This is a genomic window from Planctomycetota bacterium (assembly GCA_016872555.1).
Classification (GTDB): domain Bacteria; phylum Planctomycetota; class Planctomycetia; order Pirellulales; family UBA1268; genus F1-20-MAGs016.
Window position 1 is genome coordinate 1 of record VGZO01000047.1, and the last position, 23,182, is coordinate 23,182.

The 23,182-nt window shown below is 71.3% G+C and carries 20 protein-coding genes; 15 read left to right on the forward strand and 5 right to left on the reverse strand.

The window, feature by feature from the left end; translation table 11 throughout:
* Window positions 1-278: 278 nt before the first annotated feature.
* The 15 genes from aroC (at window position 279) to FJ309_13915 (ending at window position 17,971) form a co-directional block, all read left to right on the forward strand.
* On the forward strand, window positions 279-1,418 hold the full coding sequence (aroC, locus tag FJ309_13845) for a chorismate synthase (protein ID MBM3955674.1): 1,140 nt from the start codon (window positions 279-281) through the stop codon (window positions 1,416-1,418).
* A 46-nt stretch (window positions 1,419-1,464) separates the two neighbouring features.
* Window positions 1,465-2,694: a hypothetical protein gene (locus tag FJ309_13850; protein ID MBM3955675.1), complete on the forward strand. Its 1,230-nt coding sequence runs from the start codon at window positions 1,465-1,467 to the stop codon at window positions 2,692-2,694.
* A gap of 43 nt (window positions 2,695-2,737) precedes the next feature.
* Window positions 2,738-3,859: an acyl-CoA desaturase gene (locus FJ309_13855; protein MBM3955676.1), complete on the forward strand. Its 1,122-nt coding sequence runs from the start codon at window positions 2,738-2,740 to the stop codon at window positions 3,857-3,859.
* Between the two features lie 235 nt (window positions 3,860-4,094).
* Window positions 4,095-4,361 (forward strand): 30S ribosomal protein S15, encoded by a 267-nt coding sequence (rpsO, locus tag FJ309_13860; protein ID MBM3955677.1) that lies wholly within the window; start codon window positions 4,095-4,097, stop codon window positions 4,359-4,361.
* 77 nt (window positions 4,362-4,438) lie between these two features.
* Window positions 4,439-6,832 (forward strand): polyribonucleotide nucleotidyltransferase, encoded by a 2,394-nt coding sequence (gene pnp, locus FJ309_13865; GenBank protein ID MBM3955678.1) that lies wholly within the window; start codon window positions 4,439-4,441, stop codon window positions 6,830-6,832.
* Between the two features lie 99 nt (window positions 6,833-6,931).
* The gene (locus FJ309_13870) at window positions 6,932-7,798 is read left to right on the forward strand and encodes a sensor histidine kinase (GenBank protein ID MBM3955679.1); all 867 of its coding nucleotides are present in this window, start codon (window positions 6,932-6,934) and stop codon (window positions 7,796-7,798) included.
* 103 nt (window positions 7,799-7,901) lie between these two features.
* The gene (locus tag FJ309_13875) at window positions 7,902-9,338 is read left to right on the forward strand and encodes a sigma-54-dependent Fis family transcriptional regulator (GenBank protein ID MBM3955680.1); all 1,437 of its coding nucleotides are present in this window, start codon (window positions 7,902-7,904) and stop codon (window positions 9,336-9,338) included.
* A gap of 119 nt (window positions 9,339-9,457) precedes the next feature.
* Entirely contained in the window at window positions 9,458-11,236 is a 1,779-nt protein-coding gene (gene mutL / locus FJ309_13880; GenBank protein ID MBM3955681.1) for a DNA mismatch repair endonuclease MutL, read from the forward strand.
* A gap of 36 nt (window positions 11,237-11,272) precedes the next feature.
* Entirely contained in the window at window positions 11,273-12,772 is a 1,500-nt protein-coding gene (gene aroE, locus FJ309_13885) for a shikimate dehydrogenase (GenBank protein MBM3955682.1), read from the forward strand.
* 15 nt (window positions 12,773-12,787) lie between these two features.
* A complete protein-coding gene (locus FJ309_13890) occupies window positions 12,788-13,336 on the forward strand; it encodes a shikimate kinase (protein ID MBM3955683.1) in 549 nt (182 codons plus the stop codon).
* The gene (locus FJ309_13895; GenBank protein ID MBM3955684.1) at window positions 13,333-14,451 is read left to right on the forward strand and encodes a prepilin peptidase; all 1,119 of its coding nucleotides are present in this window, start codon (window positions 13,333-13,335) and stop codon (window positions 14,449-14,451) included. The genes FJ309_13890 and FJ309_13895 overlap by 4 nt, the downstream gene beginning before the upstream one ends.
* 60 nt (window positions 14,452-14,511) lie before the next feature.
* On the forward strand, window positions 14,512-15,357 hold the full coding sequence (locus FJ309_13900; protein MBM3955685.1) for a hypothetical protein: 846 nt from the start codon (window positions 14,512-14,514) through the stop codon (window positions 15,355-15,357).
* A 42-nt stretch (window positions 15,358-15,399) separates the two neighbouring features.
* Window positions 15,400-16,047, forward strand: coding sequence for an imidazole glycerol phosphate synthase subunit HisH (gene hisH, locus FJ309_13905; GenBank protein ID MBM3955686.1), 648 nt, complete (start codon window positions 15,400-15,402; stop codon window positions 16,045-16,047).
* Between the two features lie 6 nt (window positions 16,048-16,053).
* Window positions 16,054-16,773, forward strand: coding sequence for a 1-(5-phosphoribosyl)-5-[(5-phosphoribosylamino)methylideneamino]imidazole-4-carboxamide isomerase (gene hisA / locus FJ309_13910; protein ID MBM3955687.1), 720 nt, complete (start codon window positions 16,054-16,056; stop codon window positions 16,771-16,773).
* 199 nt (window positions 16,774-16,972) lie between these two features.
* Window positions 16,973-17,971, forward strand: a complete 999-nt coding sequence (locus FJ309_13915; GenBank protein MBM3955688.1) for a serine acetyltransferase — start codon at window positions 16,973-16,975, stop codon at window positions 17,969-17,971.
* Between the two features lie 98 nt (window positions 17,972-18,069).
* Here the strand turns inward: FJ309_13915 and FJ309_13920 are convergent, their stop codons facing one another.
* The 5 genes from FJ309_13920 to atpH all read right to left on the reverse strand — a co-directional run bounded on the left by FJ309_13920 (window position 18,070) and on the right by atpH (window position 23,180).
* Window positions 18,070-18,507: a F0F1 ATP synthase subunit epsilon gene (locus FJ309_13920; protein MBM3955689.1), complete on the reverse strand. Its 438-nt coding sequence runs from the start codon at window positions 18,505-18,507 to the stop codon at window positions 18,070-18,072.
* Window positions 18,508-18,538: 31 nt separating this feature from the next.
* Window positions 18,539-19,969, reverse strand: coding sequence for a F0F1 ATP synthase subunit beta (gene atpD / locus FJ309_13925; protein MBM3955690.1), 1,431 nt, complete (start codon window positions 19,967-19,969; stop codon window positions 18,539-18,541).
* 133 nt (window positions 19,970-20,102) lie between these two features.
* Window positions 20,103-20,984, reverse strand: coding sequence for an ATP synthase F1 subunit gamma (gene atpG, locus FJ309_13930; protein ID MBM3955691.1), 882 nt, complete (start codon window positions 20,982-20,984; stop codon window positions 20,103-20,105).
* 40 nt (window positions 20,985-21,024) lie between these two features.
* Complete coding sequence (locus FJ309_13935; GenBank protein ID MBM3955692.1) at window positions 21,025-22,572, reverse strand: F0F1 ATP synthase subunit alpha; 1,548 nt, start codon at window positions 22,570-22,572, stop codon at window positions 21,025-21,027.
* On the reverse strand, window positions 22,560-23,180 hold the full coding sequence (atpH, locus tag FJ309_13940; GenBank protein MBM3955693.1) for an ATP synthase F1 subunit delta: 621 nt from the start codon (window positions 23,178-23,180) through the stop codon (window positions 22,560-22,562). Before atpH ends, FJ309_13935 begins: the two co-directional genes overlap by 13 nt.
* Window positions 23,181-23,182 lie beyond the last annotated feature (2 nt).

The following is a 23,182-nucleotide window of genomic DNA, read 5'->3' on the forward strand; positions in this document are numbered from 1 at the left end:
GCCGCCGCTCCCCGACGACGTCGTGGCACGCACCGCCGCCACCTACGCCGAGGCCTGCCGCCGGCTCACAGGCACGGTGCCGCCGGGGATGGCGTGACAGTCGCCGCGGGGGGCGGAGGGCGCCCGATTCCCGCGCCCGGACCGGGCCGCGGGGCGTTTTCCCCCGGTGGCAACGCCTCGGTGAATGACCTAGGGATGGCCGTCGGCCGCCACTAGAATCGCGCCACAGTCGGCGTCTGCCACCGGCCGCTCCCGATCAATTGCACGGGTCCCCGTCAATGCTCCGCTACCAGACCGCCGGTGAATCGCACGGTCCGGCGCTCGTCGCGCTGGTCGACGGCTTTCCCGCCGGGCTCGCGGTCGACGTCGCGGCGATCGACGCCGAGCTCGTCCGCCGCCAAGGGGGCTACGGCCGCGGCGGCCGCCAGCGGATCGAGACCGACGCGGTGCGCTTCCTCTCCGGCATGTGGCGCGGCATCACGCTCGGCAGCCCGCTGGCGCTCGAGGTGATCAACCGCGACGCGAAGCTCGAGCGGCTCGACGACGTCGAGCGGCCGCGCCCCGGGCACGCCGACCTGGCCGGGGCCGTCAAGCACCTCGGCGGCGTCCGCGCCGTCCTCGAGCGGGCGAGCGCCCGCGAGACGGCGGCCCGCGTCGCGGCCGGGGCGCTCACCAAGCAGCTGCTCGCGGTGTTCGGGATCGACGTGGCGGGGTTCGTGACCGAGCTCGGGGGCGTGGTCCTCGGCGCCGCGGAGGGGACGCTCGGCGAGCTGCGGGCACGGCGCGACGCGAGCGCGATCTACTCGCTCCACCCGCAGCGCGATGCCGAGGTCACCGACCTCATCGACCGCGTCGGCAAGCAGGGAGACACGCTCGGCGGCGTCGTCGAGGTCCGTGTCGACGGCCTGCCGATCGGCCTCGGCACCCACGCCCAGTGGGACCGCAAGCTCGACGGCCGTCTCGCCCAGGCGGTGATGGCGATCCAGGCGATCAAGGGGGTGGAGATCGGACTCGGGTTCGAGGCGGCGCGGCGGCGCGGGTCGCAGGTCCACGACCCGATCCACTACGACCCCGCCCTCCGCGGGACCCGCCAGCTCGGGTTCACGCGGCCGACCAACAACGCCGGTGGTCTCGAGGCGGGGATGACCAACGGCCAGGCGCTCGTCGTCCGGGCGGCGATGAAGCCGATCGCCACGCTCCGCAAGCCGCTGGAGAGCGTGAATCTCGTCACCAAGCAGACCGAGGAGGCCGCCTACGAGCGCAGCGACGTCTGCGCCGTCAGCGCCGCCAGCGTGATCGTCGAGAACGTCGTGGCGTTCACGGTCGCCGAGGCGCTGGTGGAGAAGTTCGGCGGCGACAGCGTCGCGGAGATGCACGCCCGCTGGGACCTGTTTCACGACCTCGCCCGGCAGCGCTGACGGGGCCCGGCGCCGGGGTGGTCGCGACGCGAGCGGAGGAGCAGGGATGTTCGTCGACCGGTCCGCCCGACGGATCGCCCGAGCGCGGCGGCTGTTCGTCGCCCTCGGGGTCGTGCCGCTGGCGCTGCTGGCCGTGGTGGCGGTGTGGGCCCGCGGCGACGGGCGCCGCAGCGCCCTGGAAGCGCGGGTCGCGGCGGCGCTCTCGCTGCCGGTGCGGATCGGCACGGTGAGCGATCCCCGGCCCGGGGTGATGCTGCTCGAGGACGTCGTGGTCGGCGACGGTGCCGGGGCGTGCATCCGGCTTCCCCGCGTGCGCGTCGAGGAGTCGGCGCGCGAGATCCGGCTGGTGCTCACGGAATGCGACTGCCCACCGCCCGCCGCGCGGCTGTGGGCGGCCCTGATCCGCGCGTGGCTCGACGGCGATCCGCGCTACCGGCGCGACTGGGTCGTGGCCTGCGACCGGCTGACGTGGGGCGCCGACGGCGTTGGCAGCCCGCGCGTGGCGGTCCGCGTGGAGTGTGTCGCCACGGCCGGGACGCGCGGGGTGCGCCTCGTCGCGGGTGGCGGGGAGACCCCGGCCGACGAGATCCGGATCGTGAACACCCCCGGTGGCGATCGGGTCGAGTGCGAGGCGCGGCTGTCGGCCCCCGTGCCGATCGAGGTGCTCGGGGCGCTCGCCGCCGACGACGGCGCGGTGGCCTTGGCGGCCGGGGCGACGTTCATGGGTCAGGCGCGGCTCGAGCGCGATCGCTCGGGCTGGAACGGCACGCTGTCGGGCAAGATCGATCGCGTCGACCTGGCCCGGCTCACCGCCGGCTCGGCGCTGCCCGCCACGGGCCTGGCCACGCTGTCGCTCGACTCGGCCTCGGTGTCGGCCGGGCGCGTCGCCAGCGCACGGATCGAGTGCCGGGCGCGCGATGGGAGCGTGAGTCGAGCGCTCGTCGCCGGCTGCATCGAATGGCTCGGGTGCCGTCCTGGCCAGGCCCTTCCTGCCGGCGAGGGGTGTGCGTTCGACGTGATGGCGTGGCGCTGCCGCTGCGAGTCGGGTGAACTGGAGTTTGCCGGCATGCTCGCTGGCGAAGCGCTGGTCGCCGACCACAACGGCGTGCTCCTCCTGGCGCCTCCCGGAAAGGTGCCGGGTGAACGGTTGGCGTGGCTCGCATCGCCCCCCGGCGTACCGGTCGTACCGGCCTCGCCCCAGTCGATATCGCTGCTGCGCTGGCTGCCCCTGACGGCGACCAGTCCCCCCAGTCGGGTCGTCGGCGGGCGGAATTGACACGGTTTTGACGATTCTGCGACGGCGTGCTGACCACGGCCGGATGTCGATTCGCCGCCAGATCGGTCACAGTACTCGCGATCGCTCGAGCGCGCAAGAAGCGTCAAGGACTTTCGCCATGCCCATCGCCCCACTTCCCTCCGACACCGTCCCTGGCGAGTTCGTGCCTCCCGTCATCGCTGCCGCGCCGCCCGCCGTCTCGCGCGCGGGCACGGCCGACGGAGGCGAGCACGCCGCGGCCGAGGCCGGTGCCGATCTCGCCGTCGAGCCGCGCCGCGATGGCCGCGACGGGGTGACCGGACTCGACTGGCCGGTGGTGGCGTGGATCGGTGGGATCCACCTGGCGGCACTGGCGGCGCCGTTCACGTTTACCTGGTCGGGGTTGGCGATCTGCCTGGTCCTCTACTGGATCACCGGCGGCTTGGGGGTGTGCCTCGGCTACCACCGGCTGCTGACCCACGGCAGCTTCACGACGTTCCGCCCGGTGCGCTGGTTCTACGCTTTCCTCGGTGGCATCTCCGGCGAGGGATCGGCGCTGGTCTGGGTCGCCAACCACCGCAAGCACCATGTCTACAGCGATCGCGACGGGGATCCGCACACGCCGCGTGACGGGGGCCTCTGGTCGCACGTGTTCTGGCTGTTCCCGCGGCGCCCGACGGAAGTCGTCGAAGCCCACGTGGCGCGGTGGGCTCCCGACCTCCGCAAGGACCCGGGGCTCGCCTTCCTCCACAACACGTTCCTGCTGTGGCACTTCATCATCGGCGGGGCGCTGCTGACGGCCGGCTGGCTGGCCTACGACCGGGCCACCGGCATCTCGTGGCTCGTGTGGGGGCTGGCGGTGCGGATGGTGATCGTGTTCCACGTCACCTGGTTCGTGAACTCGGCGACGCACATGTGGGGCTACCGCAACTACCTCACCAACGACGACTCCACCAACCTCTGGTGGGTCGGTCTCCTCGCGTTCGGAGAGGGGTGGCACAACAACCACCATGCCTTCCAGCGGATGGCCCGCCACGGTCATCGCTGGTGGGAGGTCGACGTGACCTACTGGGTGATCCTGGCGATGGAACGCGTCGGTCTGGCGTGGAACGTCGTCCACGACGTACCCGGCCGCAGTGCCGCAGTGGGGGCGACCTCACCGGCGGGCAGCCGACGCGCCACATGACCTGTGCGCGACGATCCGATCACCGTGTTGCCTCCCGCCACGCCCGCCACGATGACGGCCCCAAACGCGGCCAGAGCGACCATGCCCGTCGGCAATTGCCGAGCGCCGGAGAGGGCAACGCACGGGTGGGTTGCAATGCCCACGGTCTTCGCTACACTTTTCTCACGCAAATAACGGGTTTCACACGTTGTCCGGCCCCTCGGATCGGTCGCCCCACGTGGGCGGATGTCGGCAGATGATCACGAAAGAACGCAAAAACGAGTTGATTGGCGCGTACCGCCGCGGCAAGGCCGATACCGGCTCCGCGGAAGTTCAGATCGCGCTGTTGACCAGCCGCATCACCCACCTCACCGACCATTTCAAGAAGCACACGAAGGATTTCGCGAGTCGACGCGGCCTGCTGATGATGGTCAGCCGGCGGCGGCGGCTTCTTGATTATCTGAAGCGGACCGCGCCACAGCGGTATCTCGACATCATCAAGCGGTTGGAAATCCGCAAGTAGGAGTTCGGTCGACCCGATCGGTCGATCGCAGTCGCGGCAGCGTTCGCCCTCCGTGGGCCTGGGCTTCGCAATTCCTGATGTCGGGCGGCACGGGCCACACGGAGGGATCCGGTGGCCGGCTTCGAGTGGACCCCGTGGTGCGTGGCAGGGCCGATGGCCTGCGCGAGGTGATTCCCGCGCGCTTCCCATGGCCCTGTCGGGGTGTCGCCGTGGAACCATGTCGGTTCCTCCGCCCCGTGGGTCCGGTCGGCCGGGAGCTTCCCTGCCGCCCGTCCCTGCCAGGTCGGCCCGATGGCCGGCCGGCTCATGACGTGGGAATCGAAGGGACAGAAGACGTGAAATCACGAGTGGAACGGACGATCGGCGGCCAGGTGTTGAGCATCGAGACCGGCGTTCTCGCCAAGCAGGCGGCCGGTTGCGTGGTGGTGCGGTACGGCGACACGAGCGTGCTCGTCGCCGCCGCCACCGGCGCCCCGCGGGCCGGCATCGATTTCTTCCCGTTGACCTGCGACTATCGCGAGCGGACGGCGGCGGCGGGGAAGTTTCCCGGCGGCTTCCTCAAGCGTGAGGGGCGGCCGACGATGAAGGAGACGCTCACCAGCCGTTTGATGGACCGGCCGATCCGGCCGTTGTTCCCCGACGGCTTCTACGACGAGGTCCAGATCCAGGCCAACGTCCTGTCGAGCGACAGGCAGAACGACGCCGACGTGCTCGCGATGAACGGCGCTTCGGCGGCGTTGTGCGTCTCGCAGTTGCCGTTCCACGGGCCGCTGGGCAGCGTCCGTCTCGGTCAGGTGGGGGGCGTGTTCGTGCCGTTCCCGACACAGGACCAGCTCGAGGAAAGCGATCTCGACCTGGTGATCTCCGGCAGCGAGACGGCGGTCCTGATGATCGAGGGGTTCGCCCGGGAGATGCCCGAGGAGCGGATGCTCGAGGCGATCGCCGAGGCGCACCGGATCGTCCGCGAGCTGTGCGCGATGCAGCACGAGCTGGTGCGGCAGGCGGGCAAGCCGAAGAAAGACTACGTCCTCGCCGACTACTCGCGCCTCCGCGACCGGCTCACCTCCGGCTACCTCGGCGCCCTCAAGCAGGCCAAGGCGCTCGGCGGCAAGCAGGAGCGGGCCGAGGCGGTCAAGGCGGTCAAGGAGCGGGCCAAGGCGGAGGTCTGTCCGGCCGAGCCGGCTCCGGGTCAGGCCGGTGATGCCGGCGGGGTCAGCGAGGCCGACTTCTCCCACGTCTGGCACGGGCTCGAGGAACGGGCGGTCCGCGAGTTGATCCTCGCCGGCACCCGTCCCGACGGCCGCGGCTACACGGCCCTGCGGCCGATCGCCTGCGAGGTTGACCTGCTTCCGCGGGTCCACGGCTCGGCGCTGTTCCAGCGCGGCGAGACGCAGGCCCTCGTCACCGTCACGCTCGGCACCGGCAAGGACGAGCAGCGCGTCGACGGGCTGATCGACGAGTACTCGAAGAAGTTCATGCTCGACTACTACTTCCCCTCCTACTCCGTCGGCGAGGTGCGCCCGATCCGCGGGCCGGGGCGGCGCGAGATCGGGCACGGGGCGCTGGCGGAGCGGAGCGTGAAGCCGGTCCTCCCCGACCCCGACCAGTTCCCCTACACGATCCGCGTGATCTCCGACATCCTCGAGTCGAACGGCTCGAGCTCGATGGCGAGTGTCTGCGGGGCGACCCTCGGGCTGATGGCGGCCGGCGTGCCGATCGCCAACCCTGTCGCCGGCATCTCGGTCGGCCTGGTCAAGCAGTCGGAGCACGATTGGAAGCTCCTCACCGACATCATCGGTGACGAGGACCACTACGGCGACATGGACTTCAAGATCGCCGGATCACACCGGGGCATCACCGGGATCCAGCTCGACCTCAAGATCGACGGCATCTCGCCGGCGATCATCGAGGCCACGCTCCGGCAGTCGCGCGAGGCGCGCCTGGAGATCCTCCGGGCGATACTGTCGGCGATTCGCCGGCCGCGCACCGAGATCTCGATCCACGCTCCGCGGCTGTTGCGAACGCGGATCGACCCGGAGAAGATCGGCCTCCTCATCGGTCCCGGAGGCAAGACAATCCGCGGGATCCAGGACTCGACCGGGGCCAGCATCGAGGTCGAGGACGACGGCACGGTGACCGTCGCCAGCCACGACGCCGAGGGGGCGATGGCGGCGATGGCGAAGGTCGAGGCCCTCACCGCCAGCATCCAGGTGGGGCGGATCTACGAGGGGCGCGTGACCAGCGTCAAGGACTTCGGCGCGTTCGTCGAGTTGGTGCCCGGCAAGGACGGGCTGTGTCACATCAGCGAACTGTCCGACGAATACGTCGCCAGCGTCGCGGATGTCTGCCGTGTCGGCGACATCATGCGGGTCAAGGTGATCGCGGTCGACGACCAGGACCGCGTCAAGCTGAGCCGCAAGGTGGCGATGCGCGAGTTGGCGGAGAAGGCCGGTCCGGCGGGCGAGTCGTGAGCGCTGCCGGCGCCGGTTCGTTCCGGACGACGGTCGGGGGCCGCGCGGCCCCCGGCCATCGGTCCGGGGACGACGCGATCTGCGAGGGGGCTGCCTGAGATGGCGATGGGCGAAGACGAGGGCCGCGCCCGGCCGGGCGTGTACCACGAGTTGGCGGCGCTCGTCGGGGCCCTGGCCCACGAGATCCGTAACCCGCTGTCGACGATCAAGCTCAACATGGATCTCCTCGCCGAGGATTTCGAGACGACCGATCCCGCCTCGCCCACCAAGCAGCGCGATCGGCGGGCCCGGGCCAAGATCGACGTCGTCCGGCAGGAGTGCGATCGGCTCCAGAAACTGCTCGGCGACTTCCTCGATTTCGCCCGGCAGGAGTCGCTGCACCTCGAGCCGGGGAGCCTCAACGGCGAGGTCGAGCAACTGCTCGACTTCTTCCGGCCCCGGGCGGAGGAGGCACAGGTCGAGATCGTCCGCTACCTCGACCCGGAATTGCCGGCGGTGCGGCTCGACCGCGACTCGTTCCGTTCCGCGGTCCTCAACCTGCTGATCAACGCCGTCCAGGCGCTCGACGGCGGGGGGCAGATCGTCGTCCGCACGCGTCCTGCCGGCCTCGGCGTGGTGCTCGAGCTGATCGACACCGGCCCGGGGATGGACGAGGAGACGCTGGCGAAGGTGTTCCGCGCCTTCTACTCCACGAAACAGGGGGGCTCGGGGCTCGGCCTGCCCACCGCGCGGAAGATCATCGAGGCCCATGCGGGGACGATCGACATCGAAAGCGCGCCGGGCCGCGGCACACGGGTGACGATCTGGCTGCCCGCGCCGCCGCGCCTGCCGACCGCCGAGCCCGCTGTCGGCCACACGACGGCTGCCGGGCCGGTCCCGACCGGCTCCCGGGATGCCGGCGACGTCGCGGGCAGCGCCCCGGCGGCGGCTGCCGAGCGGCTCGCGGCGTCCTCCGCCCGGGGCTGATCCCGCCGGCCGCGATGCTCGCCGCGACCGCGTCGGGGAGGCCCGGTCGAACCCACCCCCAGGAACTGGACGACCCGCCACGGCGGGTCGTACGATCGCTCCCATGTCCGCCACCGCCGCCGCCATCGACACGCCGTCCACGCCCGACGACGGCGGCCCGCAACGCCTCGTCCGCGTCCTCGTGGTCGACAACGACATCGTCCACGCCCGGACGATGGGCGAGGGCCTCGGCCGCCTCGGGTACCAGTGCGTCGTCGCCGGGAGCGGCAACGAGGGGGCGCGGAAGCTCGAGGCCGAGCCGTTCGACGTCGTGGTCACCGACCTGATGATGAACGACATCGGCGGGCTCGAGATCCTCGCCCGTGCCAAGCGCGCCGCCCCCGAGACCGAGGTGATCGTGGTCACCGGTCACGGCACGGTGCCGTCGGCGGTGGCGGCGATGCAGCAGGGGGCGTTCACCTACCTGCAGAAGCCGCTCGACCTCGGCCACCTCCGCACCGCCGTCGAGCGCGCCAGCGAAGGGGTGCGCCTCAAGCGGCAGAACCTCGAGCTCAACCAGCGGCTCGACGAGAAGTTCGGGTTCGAGGGGGTGATCGGGTCGAGCCCGCAGATGCTGGCGCTCGTCGATCGCCTCAAGCGGATCGCCCCGACCGACGCCACCGTGCTGATCCAGGGGGAGACGGGCACCGGGAAGGAGTTGGTCGCCCAGGCGATCCACCAGAACAGCCCGCGGAAGAGCAAGCCGTTCGTGGCCCTCAACTGCGCGGCCCTCAGCGAGAACATCCTCGAAAGCGAGCTGTTCGGGCACGTCCGCGGGGCGTTCACCGACGCCTCGAGCGACCGGGTCGGGAAGTTCGAATACGCCAACGGCGGGACGCTGTTCCTCGACGAGGTCGGCGACATGCCGATGGCGACGCAGATCAAGCTCCTCCGGGTCCTCGAGTCGGCCGAGATCACCCGCGTCGGGTCCAACGCCCCGGTGCGCGTCAACGTCCGGATCCTGTCGGCGACCAACCGCAACCTCGAGGAGGCGATCGCGGCCGGCACGTTCCGCAGCGATCTCTACCACCGCCTCAAGGTGATCACGATCGCGATCCCGAGCCTCCGCGAGCGCGCCGCCGACATCCCCCTGCTGATCGAGCACTTCGTCCGGCAGTTCTCACGCCGCCACGGGAAGGTGATCAAGGGGATGTCGCTGCCGGCACGGATCAAGCTCGGCGCCTTTCCCTGGCCCGGCAACGTCCGGCAGCTCCGCAACGTGATCGAGAGCATGGTGGTCGTCGATTGCGACGAGATCCTCGACGTCGACGACCTGCCGCTCGAACTCGAGCCGGCCGTGCCCGCGACCAGCCCGATCGTGGCCGACAGCGCCCCGCTGTCGCTGGCAGCGCTCGTCGGGCGGCCGCTCGAGGAGGTGGAGCGGTTCTTCATCGGCGAGACGCTCAAGCTCACCGGTGGCAACCGGGAGCAGGCCGCGGAGCTCCTCGGGATCGGCGAACGGACGCTGTACCGGAAGATCAAGGAGTTCCAGCTCTCCTGACGCACCCGTCCGACGCAGCCGTCGGCCCGCCAGCCGCGAGGGTGGGGGCTCCGCCGGTCCGCCCGCCGGCGGGTCCGGGACGCGGCGTTCCGGCCACGCCGCAGCGAGACCGCCCTCCGATGCCACGGATCCAGACCCTCCCCGCCGCCGTCGTCAATCGGATCGCCGCGGGGGAGGTGGTGGAGCGCCCGGCGAGCGTCGTCAAAGAGCTGATGGAAAACGCGATCGACGCGGCGCCCACCCGGATCGACGTCGTCGTCGAGCGCGGCGGCACCGAGCTGATCCGCGTCGCCGACGACGGCTCCGGGATCGAGGCCGACGACCTGGCGCTGGCCGTGTCGCCGCACGCCACCAGCAAGCTGCGCGTCGCCGAGGATCTCGAACGGATCGCGACGATGGGCTTCCGCGGCGAGGCGCTGGCGTCGATCGGTGCCGTCGCCCGCCTCGTGCTCGCGTCGCGCGCCGCGGCTGCCGACCAGGGGGCGTTGATCGAGGTCGACGAGGGGCGTGTCGGCCCGATGCGTCCGCAGGGGCGCGGGCGCGGGACGGTGGTCGAGGTCCATCACCTGTTCGGGCACGTGCCGGCACGGCGCGCGTTCCTGCGGTCTGCGGCGACGGAGTGGAACCACTGTGCCGAGGCCTTCGTGCGGACGGCGCTGGCCCATCCCGGCGTGGCGTTCACCCTCACCCACAACGGCCGGCCCGTCCACGATCTGCCCCGCGCGGCCGACTGGCGCGAGCGGATCGCGGGGATCTTCGGGCACGATCTGGCAGCGCGGCTCCTCGCCATCGACGCCGGCGACGGCGAGATCGCCGTCAGCGGTCTGGTCGGGCGTCCCGACGACGACGTCGCCGGAAACCGGCTCCAACACTTCTTCGTCGGCGGCCGCCCGTTCCGCGATCGCACGATCCTCCACGCGGTCCAGGAGGGATACCGCGGCGTGCTCCTCTCGGGACGTCAGCCGATCGTCTTCCTCCGCTTCGAACTGCCGGCTTCGGCCGTCGACGTCAACGTTCATCCGGCGAAGATGGAGGTCCGCTTCCGCGAGCCGGACCGGCTCCATCGGCTGGTCAGGGCCGGGCTTCGCGGCCGGTTTCTCGAGACCGATCTGCGCGCCGCACTCGACATGGCGCCCGCGGCCGCCCCCTGGAGCCCGGCGGCCGCAGCGGTGCCCTCCCCGTCGCTCCCTCCGTGGCGGCGCCAGGGGGTCCCGGCGCCGGCCGGAGACCGTCTCCCGCACGTGCCGGGGCTCGAATCGCTGCGGCCCGGTGGCGACGCGCTGCCGCCTCCCGGCGGTGAACGGGCCGCCCCCGTCGCCCCCCCGGGGGCCGAGCGGGCCGTGCAGATGCACGGCCGGTACATCGTCGTCGAGTCGCGCGACGGGATCGAGGTGATCGACCAGCACGCGCTTCACGAGCGCGTCCTCTACCAGCGGCTCCGCGACCAGGTCGACGGCGGGGCGCTCGAGGTGCAACCGCTGTTGATCCCGGAGCCGGTCGAGCTGTCGGCTGCCGACCTCGGCCTGGTCCGCGATCACGGTGCGGCGCTCGCGCAGGCCGGCCTGCGGGTCGAACCGTTCGGCGGCCAGACGGTGGTGGTGACCGCCAAGCCGGCCCTTGTCGGCACGACCCCCGGGGGGGTGATCCTCGACGAGATCCTCGGCCGCGTCCGGGCGTTGTCGGGGGGCACGGCGGTGGGGATGATCGTCGACGAAGTGCTCCACGGCCTCGCCTGCCGGGCGGCGATCAAGGCCGGAGACCCGCTCAGCCAGGTCGAGATCGACGCCCTCGTCGCCGACCGGCACCGCTGCACCGACTGGCACCACTGTCCTCATGGACGGCCGACGTCGTTGACGATCACTCGGCAGGAACTCGACCGCCAGTTCCGCCGCACCTGAGGCGGAGTGACTCCCGGACCCGGTTTGGAGGACATGATGATCTGTGTCGGGATCGCCCGGGGGCGCCATCGCCACGTCATCGCCGAACACCGCTTCCTCGCCGAGAACGGCGTCAAGCTCGTGGAGCTGCGCCTCGACTTCATCCAGGGGGTGGTCCAGGTCAAGCGCTTGCTCGCCGAGCGCCCCTGCCCGGTGATCGTCAGCTGCCGGCGTGCCGTCGACGGTGGGCACTGGGCGCGCTCCGAGGAGGAGCGGCTCCTCGTCCTCCGCACCGCGATCGCCGAAGGGGCCGAGTACGTCGATCTCGAAGACGACATCGCCGCCCGCGTGCCCCGCTACGGGCGCACGAAGCGGATCGTCAGCCGCCACGATTTCGCCGGCACGCCTCCCGACCTCGACCGACTGCAGCGGAAGCTCACGGCGCTCGATGCCGACGTCGTCAAGATCGCGACGATGGCCGCGATCCCGCAGGACAACCTGCGGATGCTGGCGATGATCCGGTCCGCCGACGTGCCCACGGTGGGGCTGTGCATGGGTGAGATCGGCGTCCCGACGCGCGTCCTCTGCGGCCGGTTCGGTGCGCCGTTCACCTACGCGACCTTCCATGAGGACCGGCTCCTCGCCCCGGGGCAGATCGCCTGGCGGCAGATGCGCGACGTCTACCGCTACGACTCGATCACCCCGGCGACACGGATCTACGGCGTGATCGCCGACCCGGTGGCCCACAGCTATTCGCCGGTGGTCCACAACGCGGCCCTCGGCGAGGCGGGGATCGACGCGGTCTACCTGCCGTTCCGCGTGCCGGTCGAGGAGATCGACGAGTTCCTCCTCGAGGCCGACCGCTGGCCGCTGTCGGGGTTGAGCGTGACGATCCCGCACAAGGAGGCGGTGTTGCGCCACGTCACGCATGCCGATGCCGACGTCCGCGCGATCGGCGCCGCCAACACGCTGGTGTTCACGCCGGCCGGAATCGCCGCCCACAACACCGATTCCAGGGCCGCCAGCCAGAGCCTCGAGGCGACGCTGACGATGACCGGCCACGAGGGGCTCGTCGACGTCAAGGAGGTGCACTCGGCGCTGGTCCTCGGCGCCGGCGGCGCCGCGCGGGCCGTGGCCCACGGGTTGAAGGAGCGCGAGATCGCGGTCACCATCGCGTCGCGCACGTTCGACCGCGCGCAGAAACTCGCCGCCGAGACCGGCTGCAAGGCGGTCGACTGGGGCTCGCGGTACCGGATGCCGTTCGATTGCCTGGTGAATACCACGCCGGTCGGGATGCATCCCAACGTCGACGCCTCCCCGTATGACCGCGAGCACCTCCGGCCGTACATGGTGGTCTTCGACACCGTGTACAATCCGGAAAACACGCTGCTCGTCAAGGAGGCCCGCAAGGCGGGATGCCGGATCGTGACCGGCGTCGACATGTTCGTGGAACAGGCAGCGCAGCAATTCGCGATCTGGCACGGGCAGAAGGCCCCCGTCGACGCGATGCGGGCGGCGCTCAAACGGGCGACGGCATCGGCCAAGACATCGACCTGACGGGCGGGCCTTCGCATGCCGACCGTGACCCTCATCGGCTACCGCGGAACCGGCAAGTCGACCGTCGCGCGCCTCCTCGGGGAGCGGCTCGGGCTGCCGTGGTGGGACGCCGACGCGGAACTGGAAGCACGCTGCGGGCACTCGATCGCCGAGCTGATCCGGACCCGCGGCGAGGAGGCGTTTCGCGCGGAGGAGGAAATCACCCTGCGAGACCTCTTCCAGCGCGGGCCCGGGGTGATCGCCACGGGGGGCGGTGCGATCCTCCGCGCGGCGAACCGCGATCGGCTCGCGCGCGACGGCGGGACGGTCGTGTGGCTGTCGGCTCCCCCTGACGTGATCCGCCGCCGGCTGGCGGCCGATCCCGCGACCCGTGCCCGCCGTCCGGCACTCCTCGGCAGCGATCCGCTTTCCGAGATCGACGCGCTGCTTGCCTCGCGCGAGACTCTGTACCGTGCGTGCGGCTCGGTGGAGCTCGACACGGCGGCGCTCACTCCCGAGGAGATCGCGACGCGGATCGCCGGATTGCTACCCCCTCCGCAGGTCGACGGGATGGCGCCGCGATGACCTGGATCGACAGCGGGCCGCAGGCAGCGCTCGTGGCGGGTGTCGTCGGCGCGCTCGCCGGATGGGGAGTGGGCGCCGGCGTGCCGCGGCTCATGCGGCTCGAGGGGCTGCCCACAGCGGACGCGGCCGAGCGGGCTCGCCCCGCGTACGCAGCGCTCGTCGGCGCCGTGGCGGCCGTGGCCCTGTGGTGGTGGGAGGTGGTCGCGGGGGGCCTCGTGCCGGTCACGACGGTGCCTGCGGTCGCCGACGGGACCGTGACGACCGTCCGCTGGCTCGGTCACGTGGTCCTGTTCGGGCTATTGGCGGCGGCGTCGTGGATCGACCTGCGCCTGCGCGTGATCCCCGACTGGATCACCGTCCCGGGAGTGCTCGCCGGTCTGACGCTTGCCGTCGCCGCGCCGGGGCACCTGCTCCCGGTGGCCATCGAGTTGCCGCGTTCGTTCGCGGCGCCGGCGCTCGCCGGCGACGTGCTCGGCGCGTGGGGCGGTCTCGCGGCGTCCGCGCCCCCCGCGTGGCTCGCGCCGCGGCCGTCGCTGACAGGCCTGGCGGTCATGGTCGCCATCGCCGGCTGCTGGTGGTGGACGTGCACGCCGATCGTGTTCACCCGCGGTGGGCGTCTGGCTCGCCTCACCCTCGGGGGTGGGCTGGCCACCGCGGTCGGTGCCACCTGGTGGGACGGCGGCCCCGGTCACTCCGCGCTCGCCACGGCCCTGGTCGGGATCGCGGTCGGCGGGGGGCTCGTGTTCGCCACGCGCCATGGCGCGAGCCTGGCGATGGGGCGCGAGGCGATGGGGTTCGGCGACGTGACGCTGATGGCGATGATCGGGGCATGGTTGGGGTGGCAGACGACGGTGATCGTCTTCTTCCTCGGCGTGTTCCTCGGGCTCGGACACGGGCTCGTGCAGGTCCTCCTTCACGGCGAGGTCGAGATGCCGTTCGGACCGAGCCTGTGCGCCGCCTGTGCGCTGGCGGTGGTCGGCTGGCGGACGACATGGCGGCTGGCCGGCCCGTTTTTCGAGGATCCGCTGGCATTGGGGTGCGTGCTGGGGCTCGTCGTCGTCCTCAGCGCTGCGGCCCTCGCGGGGCTGCAGTGGTGGCGGACCCGCACGGGGTGACCGGTCTTGTCGGCCACCCGGGGCGGGCCTACCATCCCGCCCCCTCGTCCGGAGCCTGCCGTGTCGGCCCCCCTTCCCGCCTGGAGCCGTGCCCGCGTCGCCGGCTGCCTCTTCACGGCGCTCACGGCCGGGGCGTGCTCCAACAAACCCGCCTGGCTGGCAACCTCACCGGCCCCGATGGCGACTCCCGCCATCGGACCCGCCGCCGCGCCCATGGTCGTGGCCGCGCCGGCAGCCATGCCCTCGTATGCCGATCCCACGCTCGCTGGCGCGCGGGCGGCGGAGGAGCGGAGCCGGGCCGAGATCCGCCTCCTCCAGGACGAGGTCGCGGCCCTGCGCGAGCAGCTCGCAGCGACGTCGACCCAGCTGGCCGCATCCCGCGCGGTGGCCCGGCCGGTCGGTCCGGAGACAACCGCCGCCGCGCCGGTCCCCGGAGCGGATGAACTGGCCGCTGCCCTGCCCCGGTTGGCGGTGCCGCAGGCGACGGTCCGCGCCGACGGCGGTGTGATCCGCATCGACATCCCGGCCGACGCGCTGTTCGAACCCAAGTCGGCCGGCTTGCTCCCGGCCGGCGCGACGCTGTTGACCGCGGCGGCGAAGGAGATCGACCGTGTCTGCCCCGGCAACTTCGTCGGGATCGAGGGGCACACCGACAGCGAACCGCTCCCCGCCGGACCGCGCGGGTCGGCGCACCAGCTGGCAACCGCACGGGCGGCGGCGGTGTTCGACTTCCTCACCGAACGGACCGAGCTGGCGGAGGGGCAGTTGTTCATCGTCGCCCATGGACCGAACCACCCGGTCGTCTCCAATGCCACCGCCGCCGGCCGGACCCGCAACCGGCGCGTCGAGCTGGTGATCTATCCGGAGAAGGCACCGGTCCGCGACCAGGCCGCTTCTGACCCGTGAGCCGCGGCTCCGCCGCCGGCCGGGGCTTGGTACACTCTCGGCATGCTGACGATCGTCGACTACGGCAGTGGTAACCTCCGCAGTGTGCAGAAGGCGTTCGAACGCCTTGGCGTGCCGGCGCTGATTACCGACGATCCCGGTCGGGTCGGTGACGCGGAGCGCCTCGTGCTCCCCGGCGTCGGGGCGTTCGGCGACGCGATGCGCGAGCTGCACGCCCGGGGCCTCGTCGAGCCGATCGTCGACCATCTCCGTGCCGATCGACCGTTTCTCGGGATCTGCATGGGGCTGCAGCTGCTGTTCGGGATGGGCCACGAGGGTGGGGGCCACGGGGGGGGCCGGCACCCGGGCCTCGGGATCTTCGCCGGCGAGGTCACGCGCTTCGACCTCGCGCCGCCGCTCAAGGTGCCGCACATGGGCTGGAACCGTGTCGACTGGTGCGGCCCGGGCCGGGCCTGGACCGACGCCCCTCCGGCCCACTTCTACTTCGTCCACTCCTACGTCGCCCGGCCGATTGACGGCTCGATCGTGGCCGCGACGGCCGACCATGGCGGTCCGTTCTGCGCCGCGGTCGCCCGGGGACGGCTGCTGGCGACGCAGTTCCATCCGGAGAAGAGCCAGGCGGCTGGGCTCGCCCTGCTCGGCGGGTGGCTGGCGGCCACGGAGACCGGCGGGCGCGCCCGCGCCGGGTGACACGCGATGGAACTGTGGCCGGCGATCGACCTGCGCGGAGGCCGCTGCGTGCGGCTGCGGCAGGGTGACTACGCGCGCGAGACGGTGTTCGACGCCGATCCGGTCGAGGTCGCACGCCGGTTCGTCGCCGCGGGGGCGAGGCGGCTGCATGTTGTCGATCTCGACGGGGCCCGCGAGGGGACCGCCGTCCAGGCCGAACTCGTCGCCCGGATCGCCACGGCCGCCGACGTGCCGGTGCAGGTCGGCGGCGGCATCCGCACGCTGGAAACGGCCCGGCACTACGCGGCGCTCGGGATCGAGCGCCTGGTGGTGGGCAGCGTCGCCGTCGAGCAGCCCGACCTCCTCGGCACGCTCGCCGCGGCGCTGCCGGGGCGGATCGTCCTCGGCCTCGATGCCCGCGACGGCTTCGTCGCCGTCCGCGGCTGGCGGGAAACCAGCGGCGTCGCCGCCCGCGACCTCGTCGGCCGGCATGCCGACCTGCCGCTGGCAGCCGTCGTCTACACCGACATCGCCACCGACGGCATGCTCACCGGGCCGAATCTGCCGGCGCTCGCCGAGCTCGTGGCCGCCTGCCGGCATCCGGTCGTGGCTTCCGGCGGGATCGCCTCGGCCGCCGACCTGCGCGACGTGGCCCGGATCGGCGCCGCCGGCTGCATCGTCGGCCGGGCGATGTACGACGGCGGGCTCTCGCTCGCCGCCGCCAGCGAGGCCGCCGGGGAGGGCTGACGGGGCCGGGCATGAGCCGGCGGCCTGCCGCCCGCAGGGTCGTGCACCCCTTTCCCAGGATCGCGGTGGAAACGGCCGCAGCGAGGCGTTTTCACCCTCGTCTCAACTCCGGGAGCCCGCGGCGCCGACCGACAACAAGCGTGCCGGGGTCGGGCGGTCGATTGCCTCCCCCCGCGGCCCCACTCTACGATCCCCGACCATGGCTGCCGACATCCGCCTCAAGGAGCAGTTGCCCGAGCTGACACGGCGGATCGTGGAGACGTACCAGGACGTCCCCACGATCCAGTACCTCGGCCACTGTCCGCTGCCGAGCAACGAGACGATCCAGGGGATCTGCGAGGATCTCAAGGAGATCATCTACCCCGGCTACAGGCGCCGCGAGAACCTCCACCTGGGCAACGTCACCTACCACGTCGGCGACCTCGTCGACGGGCTCCACGACAAGCTCACGATGCAGATCGGCCGCGCCCTGCGCCATGCCGTCGCCGCGTCGCGGGCCGCCGCGGAACGTGGCGACGAGGTGCCGGCGATGCCCGACGAGCTGCACCATTGCCTCGAAGAAGCCGATTTCGAGGCGCTCGGCCAGGCGAAGGCGATCGAATTCCTCGAACAGATTCCCGCCCTGCGCCGTGTCCTCGCCACCGACGTCCAGGCGGCCTACGACGGCGACCCGGCAGTCCGCACGCTCGACGAGGTGATCTTCTGCTATCCCGGGCTCGAGGCGGTGACGATCCACCGTCTCGCCCACCGGCTCCACCGGCTCCGCGTGCCGCTGATCCCGCGGATGATGGTGGAGTGGTCGCACTCCCGGACCGGCATCGATATCCACCCGGGGGCGACGATCGGGGACCATTTCTTCATCGACCACGGCACCGGCGTGGTGATCGGCGAGACGTGCGAGATCGGCAACCACGTCAAGCTCTACCAGGGGGTCACGCTCGGCGCGCTGTCGTTCCAGACCGACGCCGACGGGCACCTCGTCCGCGGCACGAAGCGCCACCCGACGATCGGCGACCGGGTCGTGATCTACGCCAACGCCACCGTCCTCGGCGGCACCACGGTGATCGGCCACGACTCGGTGATCGGCAGCAACGTCTGGCTGACGCGGTCGATCGCCCCGCGCACGACCGTCGTGCTCGAGCGGCCGAAGCTGCGCATGCGCGGGGAAGAGATTCCCGACACCGACTACCAGATCTGAACGGCGGCCCGGCCACACGCCGCGCCGGCCGGTGGAGCAGACCGTGGCCGACGTGATCCGCCGTGGACAATGGCCCAGATGGCTGTGTCCACGGACAGTCAGCGCCCCTTTCGCTCGCCGGTGCGGACCAGCGCCCGGGCGGCATCGAGCCGGCGGAATTTGGCGTCGATCGCATCGTCGCCGATCGCCTTGGTGCCGGCGACCGCGTCGAGTTGCGACCGGGCGCTTGCCAGGTCGATCTTGTCGGCGGGAATCGCCTGCTGGGTGATCACGGTGACGTCGTCGTGGGCGACCTCGACGAATCCCCCCTCGATGAAGATCGAGCGGACGCCGTCTCCGGCCCCCCCCTGCTCGCCGCTGACACGGATCTCCCCTGCCCCGAGCCGGCCGATGAACGACGCGTGGCCCCGTCCGATGCCACGGCTGCCGTCGAACAACGGCAGCGTCACCGAACGGCAGCGCGTGTCGAGGCTCGTGGTTTCGGGGGTCACGATCACGCAACGGATCGTGCCTGGTGCGGAGCTGTCGGCCATCATGCTCGTCCTGGTGCCCGGGGGGAGCGGAGAATCAACCCTTCGCCGCCATCTTTTTCGCCTGCTCCTCGGCCTGCTCGATCGGGCCGACGTACATGAACGCCTGCTCGGGGAGGTGGTCCCACTTGCCGTCGGCGAGCTCCTCGAACGACCGGATCGTGTCGTCGAGGCTGGTGATCTCGCCGGGCTTGCCGGTGAACACCTCGGCCACGAGGAACGGCTGCGACAGGAAGCGCTCCATGCGCCGTGCCCGGTGGACCACCAGCTTGTCCTCCTCGGAGAGCTCGTCGACGCCGAGGATGGCGATGATGTCCTGCAGTTCGCGGTAGCGCTGCAGCGTGCGCTGGACGCGGCGGGCGACACGGTAGTGCCGCTCGCCGACGTACTGCGGGTCGAGGATCCGGCTCGACGACGCCAGCGGATCGACGGCCGGATAGATGCCCTTCTCGGAGATCGACCGCTCCAAATAGAGGAAGGCGTCGAGGTTGCCGAACGCCGTCGCCGGGGCCGGGTCGGTGGGGTCGTCGGCCGGCACGTAGACCGCCTGCACGCTCGTGATCGCCCCCTTCGACGTGCTCGTGATCCGCTCCTGCAGAGCGCCCATCTCGGTCGCCAGGGTCGGCTGGTAGCCGACGGCGCTCGGCATGCGGCCGAGGAGGGCGCTGACCTCGCTGCCCGCCTGCGAGAAGCGGAAGATATTGTCGACGAACAGCAGCGTGTCGGCGCCGGTCGTGTCGCGGAAATACTCGGCCATCGTCAGTGCCGACAGGGCCACGCGGAGACGGGCCCCGGGGGGCTCGTTCATCTGGCCGAACACCATGCACGTCTGCTCGATGACGCTCCGCCCCGTGTCGCCGATCTTGGCCTCCTGCATCTCGAGCCACAGATCGGTGCCCTCACGCGTCCGCTCGCCGACGCCGGCGAACACGGAGTAGCCGCCGTGGGCACTGGCGATCCGGGCGATGAGCTCGGTGAGGATCACGGTCTTGCCGAGGCCGGCACCGCCGAACAGGCCGGCCTTGCCGCCGCGGACGAACGGCGTCAGCAGGTCGATGACCTTGATGCCGGTCTCGAACAGCTCGGTCTTGGTGGTCAGTTCGCGGACGGGGGGCGGGTCGCGGTGGATCGGCCAGCGCTCCTGCGTCTCGACCGGGCCGCGGCTGTCGATCGGCTCGCCGAGGAGGTTGAACACGCGCCCCAGCGTCGCCTTGCCGACCGGAACCGACAGCGGTCCTCCTGTGTCGACCACCGCCGCACCGCGGGTCAGCCCGTCGGTCGAGCCGAGGGCGACACAGCGGACCTTGCCACCGCCGAGGTGCTGCTGGACCTCACCGACGAGATGGACCTCGACGCCCTTGGTGGCGGCATCCACCCGGACGGCGTTGTAGATCGCGGGGATCGAGTTCTCGGGAAACTCGACGTCGAACGTGGAACCGATGACCTGCGTGATGCTGCCGTTTGCCATTGTCGTCTCGGGCTCTGCGGGTTGGGGTGTGTCAGTGGTCCGTTGATTCGTCGGTTGCCAGTGGCCCGTCGCGGCCGCGGCGATCGGTGGCCGGAGGGCCGAGCGATCGCCGGCGTCGGCGAGGCCGTACCGTTTATTTCTTGAGGGCCTCGACGCCGCCGAGGATCTCCATGATCTCACCGGTGATCTGCGACTGCCGGGCGCGGTTGTACTGCCGCGACAGGCTCTTGATCAGTCCGCCGGCGTTCTCGGTGGCCGCCTTCATTGCCACCATCCGTGCCACCTGTTCGCTGACCGCGGCGTCGAGGAAGCACTTGAACAGCCGGGCGAGGAAGCTCGCCGGCAGGATTTCCTCGAGGATCGTGCCGGCCGACGGATGGAAGTCGTATTCGTCGGAAGCGAGCTTGGCCTTCGTCGCCGTCGAGGCCGCCTGGGGCGGAGCGAGCGGGAGGAGCATTTCCGCGGTCGCCTCCTGCTTGGCGATCGAGTGGAAGCGCGTGTAGACGACGTCGAGGCGATCGATCTCACCGGCGGCGTAGGCGTCGAGGTAGGCCCGGCCGATCGGGGCGACCGCGGCAAACTCCGGCTTGTCCTCGAACTGCGTGTAACGCTCGGCGAGATCGATGCCACGGAACCGGAGGGCGGAGATCCCGCGCTTCCCCGAGACGGCGACCTGCGTCGGCACCTGCTCGCCGCGCCACTGGCCGAGCAACGCCATCGACTGGCGGACGACGTTGGAGTTGTAGCCGCCGCAGAGGCCGCGGTTGCCGGTGAGGACGAGCACCGCAGCGCGCTTCGTCGGCCGGATCTCGAGCAGCGGGTGGGCGACGTCGGCCCCGACGCTCGCGATGTTCTCGAGGATCTTGGCGAGCTGTTTGGTGTAGTCGCGGGCGGCGACCGAGCGGTCCATCGCCTTCTTGAACCGCGCGGTGGCGATCAGCTCCATCGTCCGCGTGATCTTGCGGATGTTGCGGACCGACTTGCGGCGGCGGTCGAGTGCCCGGGCTTTGGCCATGTGCAGTAACTTTCGGCGCTGGTGACGCGGTCGGGGGGAATCAGCGGGCGGCGGCGAGCGGCTTGGCACCGCCGCCGGCCTTCGCGGCCCGCTGCCGCTTGAACTCGGCGATCGCCGCCTCGAGCATCCGCTCCCCCTCGGCATCGAGCTCCTTCGACTCGTCGATCCGCTTCCGGACCTCGGGCATCTGGTCGCGCACGAACGTCAAGAAGCCCTTCTCCCAATCGGCCACCTCGTCGCGCTTCACCTCGTCGAGATGGCCGCGCGTCCCCGCGTAGATGCTCAACACCTGGTCGACGACCTCCATCGGGGCGTATTGGCCCTGCTTGAGGAGCTCGACCATCCGGTAGCCGCGGTCGAGCCGCGACTGGGTGGCGGCGTCGAGATCGGTGCCGAGCTGGGCGAAGGCCTCGAGCTCGCGGAAGCTGGCGAGGTCGAGGCGGAGACCGCCGGCGACCTTCTTCATCGCCTTGGTCTGCGCGGCACCGCCGACGCGCGACACCGAGATACCGGCGTTCATCGCGGGGCGCTGGCCGGCGAAGAACAGGTCGGGCTGGAGGTAGATCTGGCCGTCGGTGATCGAGATCACGTTGGTGGGGATGTAGGCCGAGACCTCGCCTTCGAGCGTCTCGATGATCGGCAGGCTCGTCAGCGAGCCGCCGCCGAGCTCCTTGGAGAGCTTGGCCGAGCGCTCGAGGAGCCGGCTGTGGGCATAGAACACGTCGCCCGGGTAGGCCTCGCGCCCCGGCGGCCGCCGCATGAGGAGCGACAGCTGGCGGTAGGCCGTGGCCTGCTTGGAGAGATCGTCGTACACGATCAGGGCGTGCTGGCCGTTGTACATGAAGTGCTCGGCCATCGCCGTGCCCGAGTAGGGGGCGATGTACTGCAGCGGCGCCGCGGCGCTGGCGCCCGACACGATCACCGTGGTGTAGTCCATCGCGCCGTACTTGCGGAGCGTGTCGATGGCCACGGCGACCGACGAGTCCTTCTGGCCGACGGCGACGTAGAAGCACTTCACGCCGCTGTTCTTCTGGTTGATGATCGCGTCGATGCCGATCGCCGTCTTGCCGGTCTTGCGGTCGCCGATGATCAGCTCGCGCTGGCCGCGGCCGATCGGCGTCATCGCGTCGACCGCCTTGATGCCCGTCTGCATCGGCTCACGGACGGGGGACCGCTCGGCGACGCCCGGGGCGAGCGTCTCGACCGGACGGCGCAGGTCGGTGACCACCGGCCCCTTGCCGTCGAGCGGATTGCCGAGCGGGTCGAGCACGCGGCCGACGACGGCGTCGCCGACGGGCACGGAAAGGAGGCGGCCGGTGCTCTTCACCTCGTCCCCCTCGGTGACCTGGAGGTAGTCGCCAAGGATGATCACGCCGACCGAGTTCTCCTCGAGGTTGAACGCCAGGCCGGTGATCCCGCCGGGAAACTCGACCATTTCGCCGGCCATCACGCCGGACAGACCCCAGACGCGGGCGATGCCGTCGCCCACCTCGAGGACGCGGCCCACTTCGCGGACGTCGATCCCAGCCTGGAAGCGCGAGATTTCCTCGCGGAGGACGGATGCGATCTCGTCGGTCAGGTTGGCCATGAGTACTCCCCGTTTTGGATGGCGTGGATGTTGCGTTCGTGGAGGCGGCCACCGATCCGCGACAGGGCGGTGGCGACCGATTGGTCGTAGATGGTGTCGCCGACGCGGACGACGAGCCCGCCGATGATCTCGGGATCGACGGCGAACGACGGGACGAGCGTGGCGGACAGGGCCCGTTCGGTGTCGGCGACGATCCGCGCCTGCTCGGCGGCGTCGAGCGGCAGGGCGGTGGTAAACGTCGCCTGGCGCCGACCCTCGCGGGCGTCGGCGAGCCGTTCGGCGGCGTCGACGACGGCGCCGAGCATCCCCAGCCGTCCGTGCCGGGCGAGGACGTGCAGCGAGTTGACCGAGGTCTCGCGGAGCCGCCCCTTCGCGAGCCGGTCGATGATCCGGGCCTTCTCCTCCGGCGGCACCTTCGGCGACGCGAACACCGCCGCCGCCTCCGGGACGCGCGGCATCACCTCGCGGGCGAGGGCACCGAGCTCGGCGATCACCTCGCGGCGGCAGCCGGCAGCCTCGGCCGCTTCGACGATCGCCTGCGCGTACGTCTTGGCGACGCGGTCGGCGGCGATGTCGACGTGCTTGGTGTCGGTGGCGCGGCGCTTCATCG

What these genes read in the sequence shown, in the direction of transcription:
- aroC (MBM3955674.1), top strand. Translation starts at nt 279, where the DNA reads ATGCTCCGCTACCAGACCGCCGGTGAATCGCACGGTCCGGCGCTCGTC.
- FJ309_13850 (MBM3955675.1), top strand. Translation starts at nt 1,465, where the DNA reads ATGTTCGTCGACCGGTCCGCCCGACGGATCGCCCGAGCGCGGCGGCTG.
- FJ309_13855 (MBM3955676.1), top strand. Translation starts at nt 2,738, where the DNA reads ATGTCGATTCGCCGCCAGATCGGTCACAGTACTCGCGATCGCTCGAGC.
- rpsO (MBM3955677.1), top strand. Translation starts at nt 4,095, where the DNA reads ATGATCACGAAAGAACGCAAAAACGAGTTGATTGGCGCGTACCGCCGC.
- pnp (MBM3955678.1), top strand. Translation starts at nt 4,439, where the DNA reads ATGTCGGGCGGCACGGGCCACACGGAGGGATCCGGTGGCCGGCTTCGA.
- FJ309_13870 (MBM3955679.1), top strand. Translation starts at nt 6,932, where the DNA reads ATGGCGATGGGCGAAGACGAGGGCCGCGCCCGGCCGGGCGTGTACCAC.
- FJ309_13875 (MBM3955680.1), top strand. Translation starts at nt 7,902, where the DNA reads ATGTCCGCCACCGCCGCCGCCATCGACACGCCGTCCACGCCCGACGAC.
- mutL (MBM3955681.1), top strand. Translation starts at nt 9,458, where the DNA reads ATGCCACGGATCCAGACCCTCCCCGCCGCCGTCGTCAATCGGATCGCC.
- aroE (MBM3955682.1), top strand. Translation starts at nt 11,273, where the DNA reads ATGATCTGTGTCGGGATCGCCCGGGGGCGCCATCGCCACGTCATCGCC.
- FJ309_13890 (MBM3955683.1), top strand. Translation starts at nt 12,788, where the DNA reads ATGCCGACCGTGACCCTCATCGGCTACCGCGGAACCGGCAAGTCGACC.
- FJ309_13895 (MBM3955684.1), top strand. Translation starts at nt 13,333, where the DNA reads ATGACCTGGATCGACAGCGGGCCGCAGGCAGCGCTCGTGGCGGGTGTC.
- hisH (MBM3955686.1), top strand. Translation starts at nt 15,400, where the DNA reads ATGCTGACGATCGTCGACTACGGCAGTGGTAACCTCCGCAGTGTGCAG.
- hisA (MBM3955687.1), top strand. Translation starts at nt 16,054, where the DNA reads ATGGAACTGTGGCCGGCGATCGACCTGCGCGGAGGCCGCTGCGTGCGG.
- FJ309_13915 (MBM3955688.1), top strand. Translation starts at nt 16,973, where the DNA reads ATGGCTGCCGACATCCGCCTCAAGGAGCAGTTGCCCGAGCTGACACGG.
- FJ309_13920 (MBM3955689.1), bottom strand. Translation starts at nt 18,507, where the DNA reads ATGATGGCCGACAGCTCCGCACCAGGCACGATCCGTTGCGTGATCGTG.
- atpD (MBM3955690.1), bottom strand. Translation starts at nt 19,969, where the DNA reads ATGGCAAACGGCAGCATCACGCAGGTCATCGGTTCCACGTTCGACGTC.
- atpG (MBM3955691.1), bottom strand. Translation starts at nt 20,984, where the DNA reads ATGGCCAAAGCCCGGGCACTCGACCGCCGCCGCAAGTCGGTCCGCAAC.
- FJ309_13935 (MBM3955692.1), bottom strand. Translation starts at nt 22,572, where the DNA reads ATGGCCAACCTGACCGACGAGATCGCATCCGTCCTCCGCGAGGAAATC.
- atpH (MBM3955693.1), bottom strand. Translation starts at nt 23,180, where the DNA reads ATGAAGCGCCGCGCCACCGACACCAAGCACGTCGACATCGCCGCCGAC.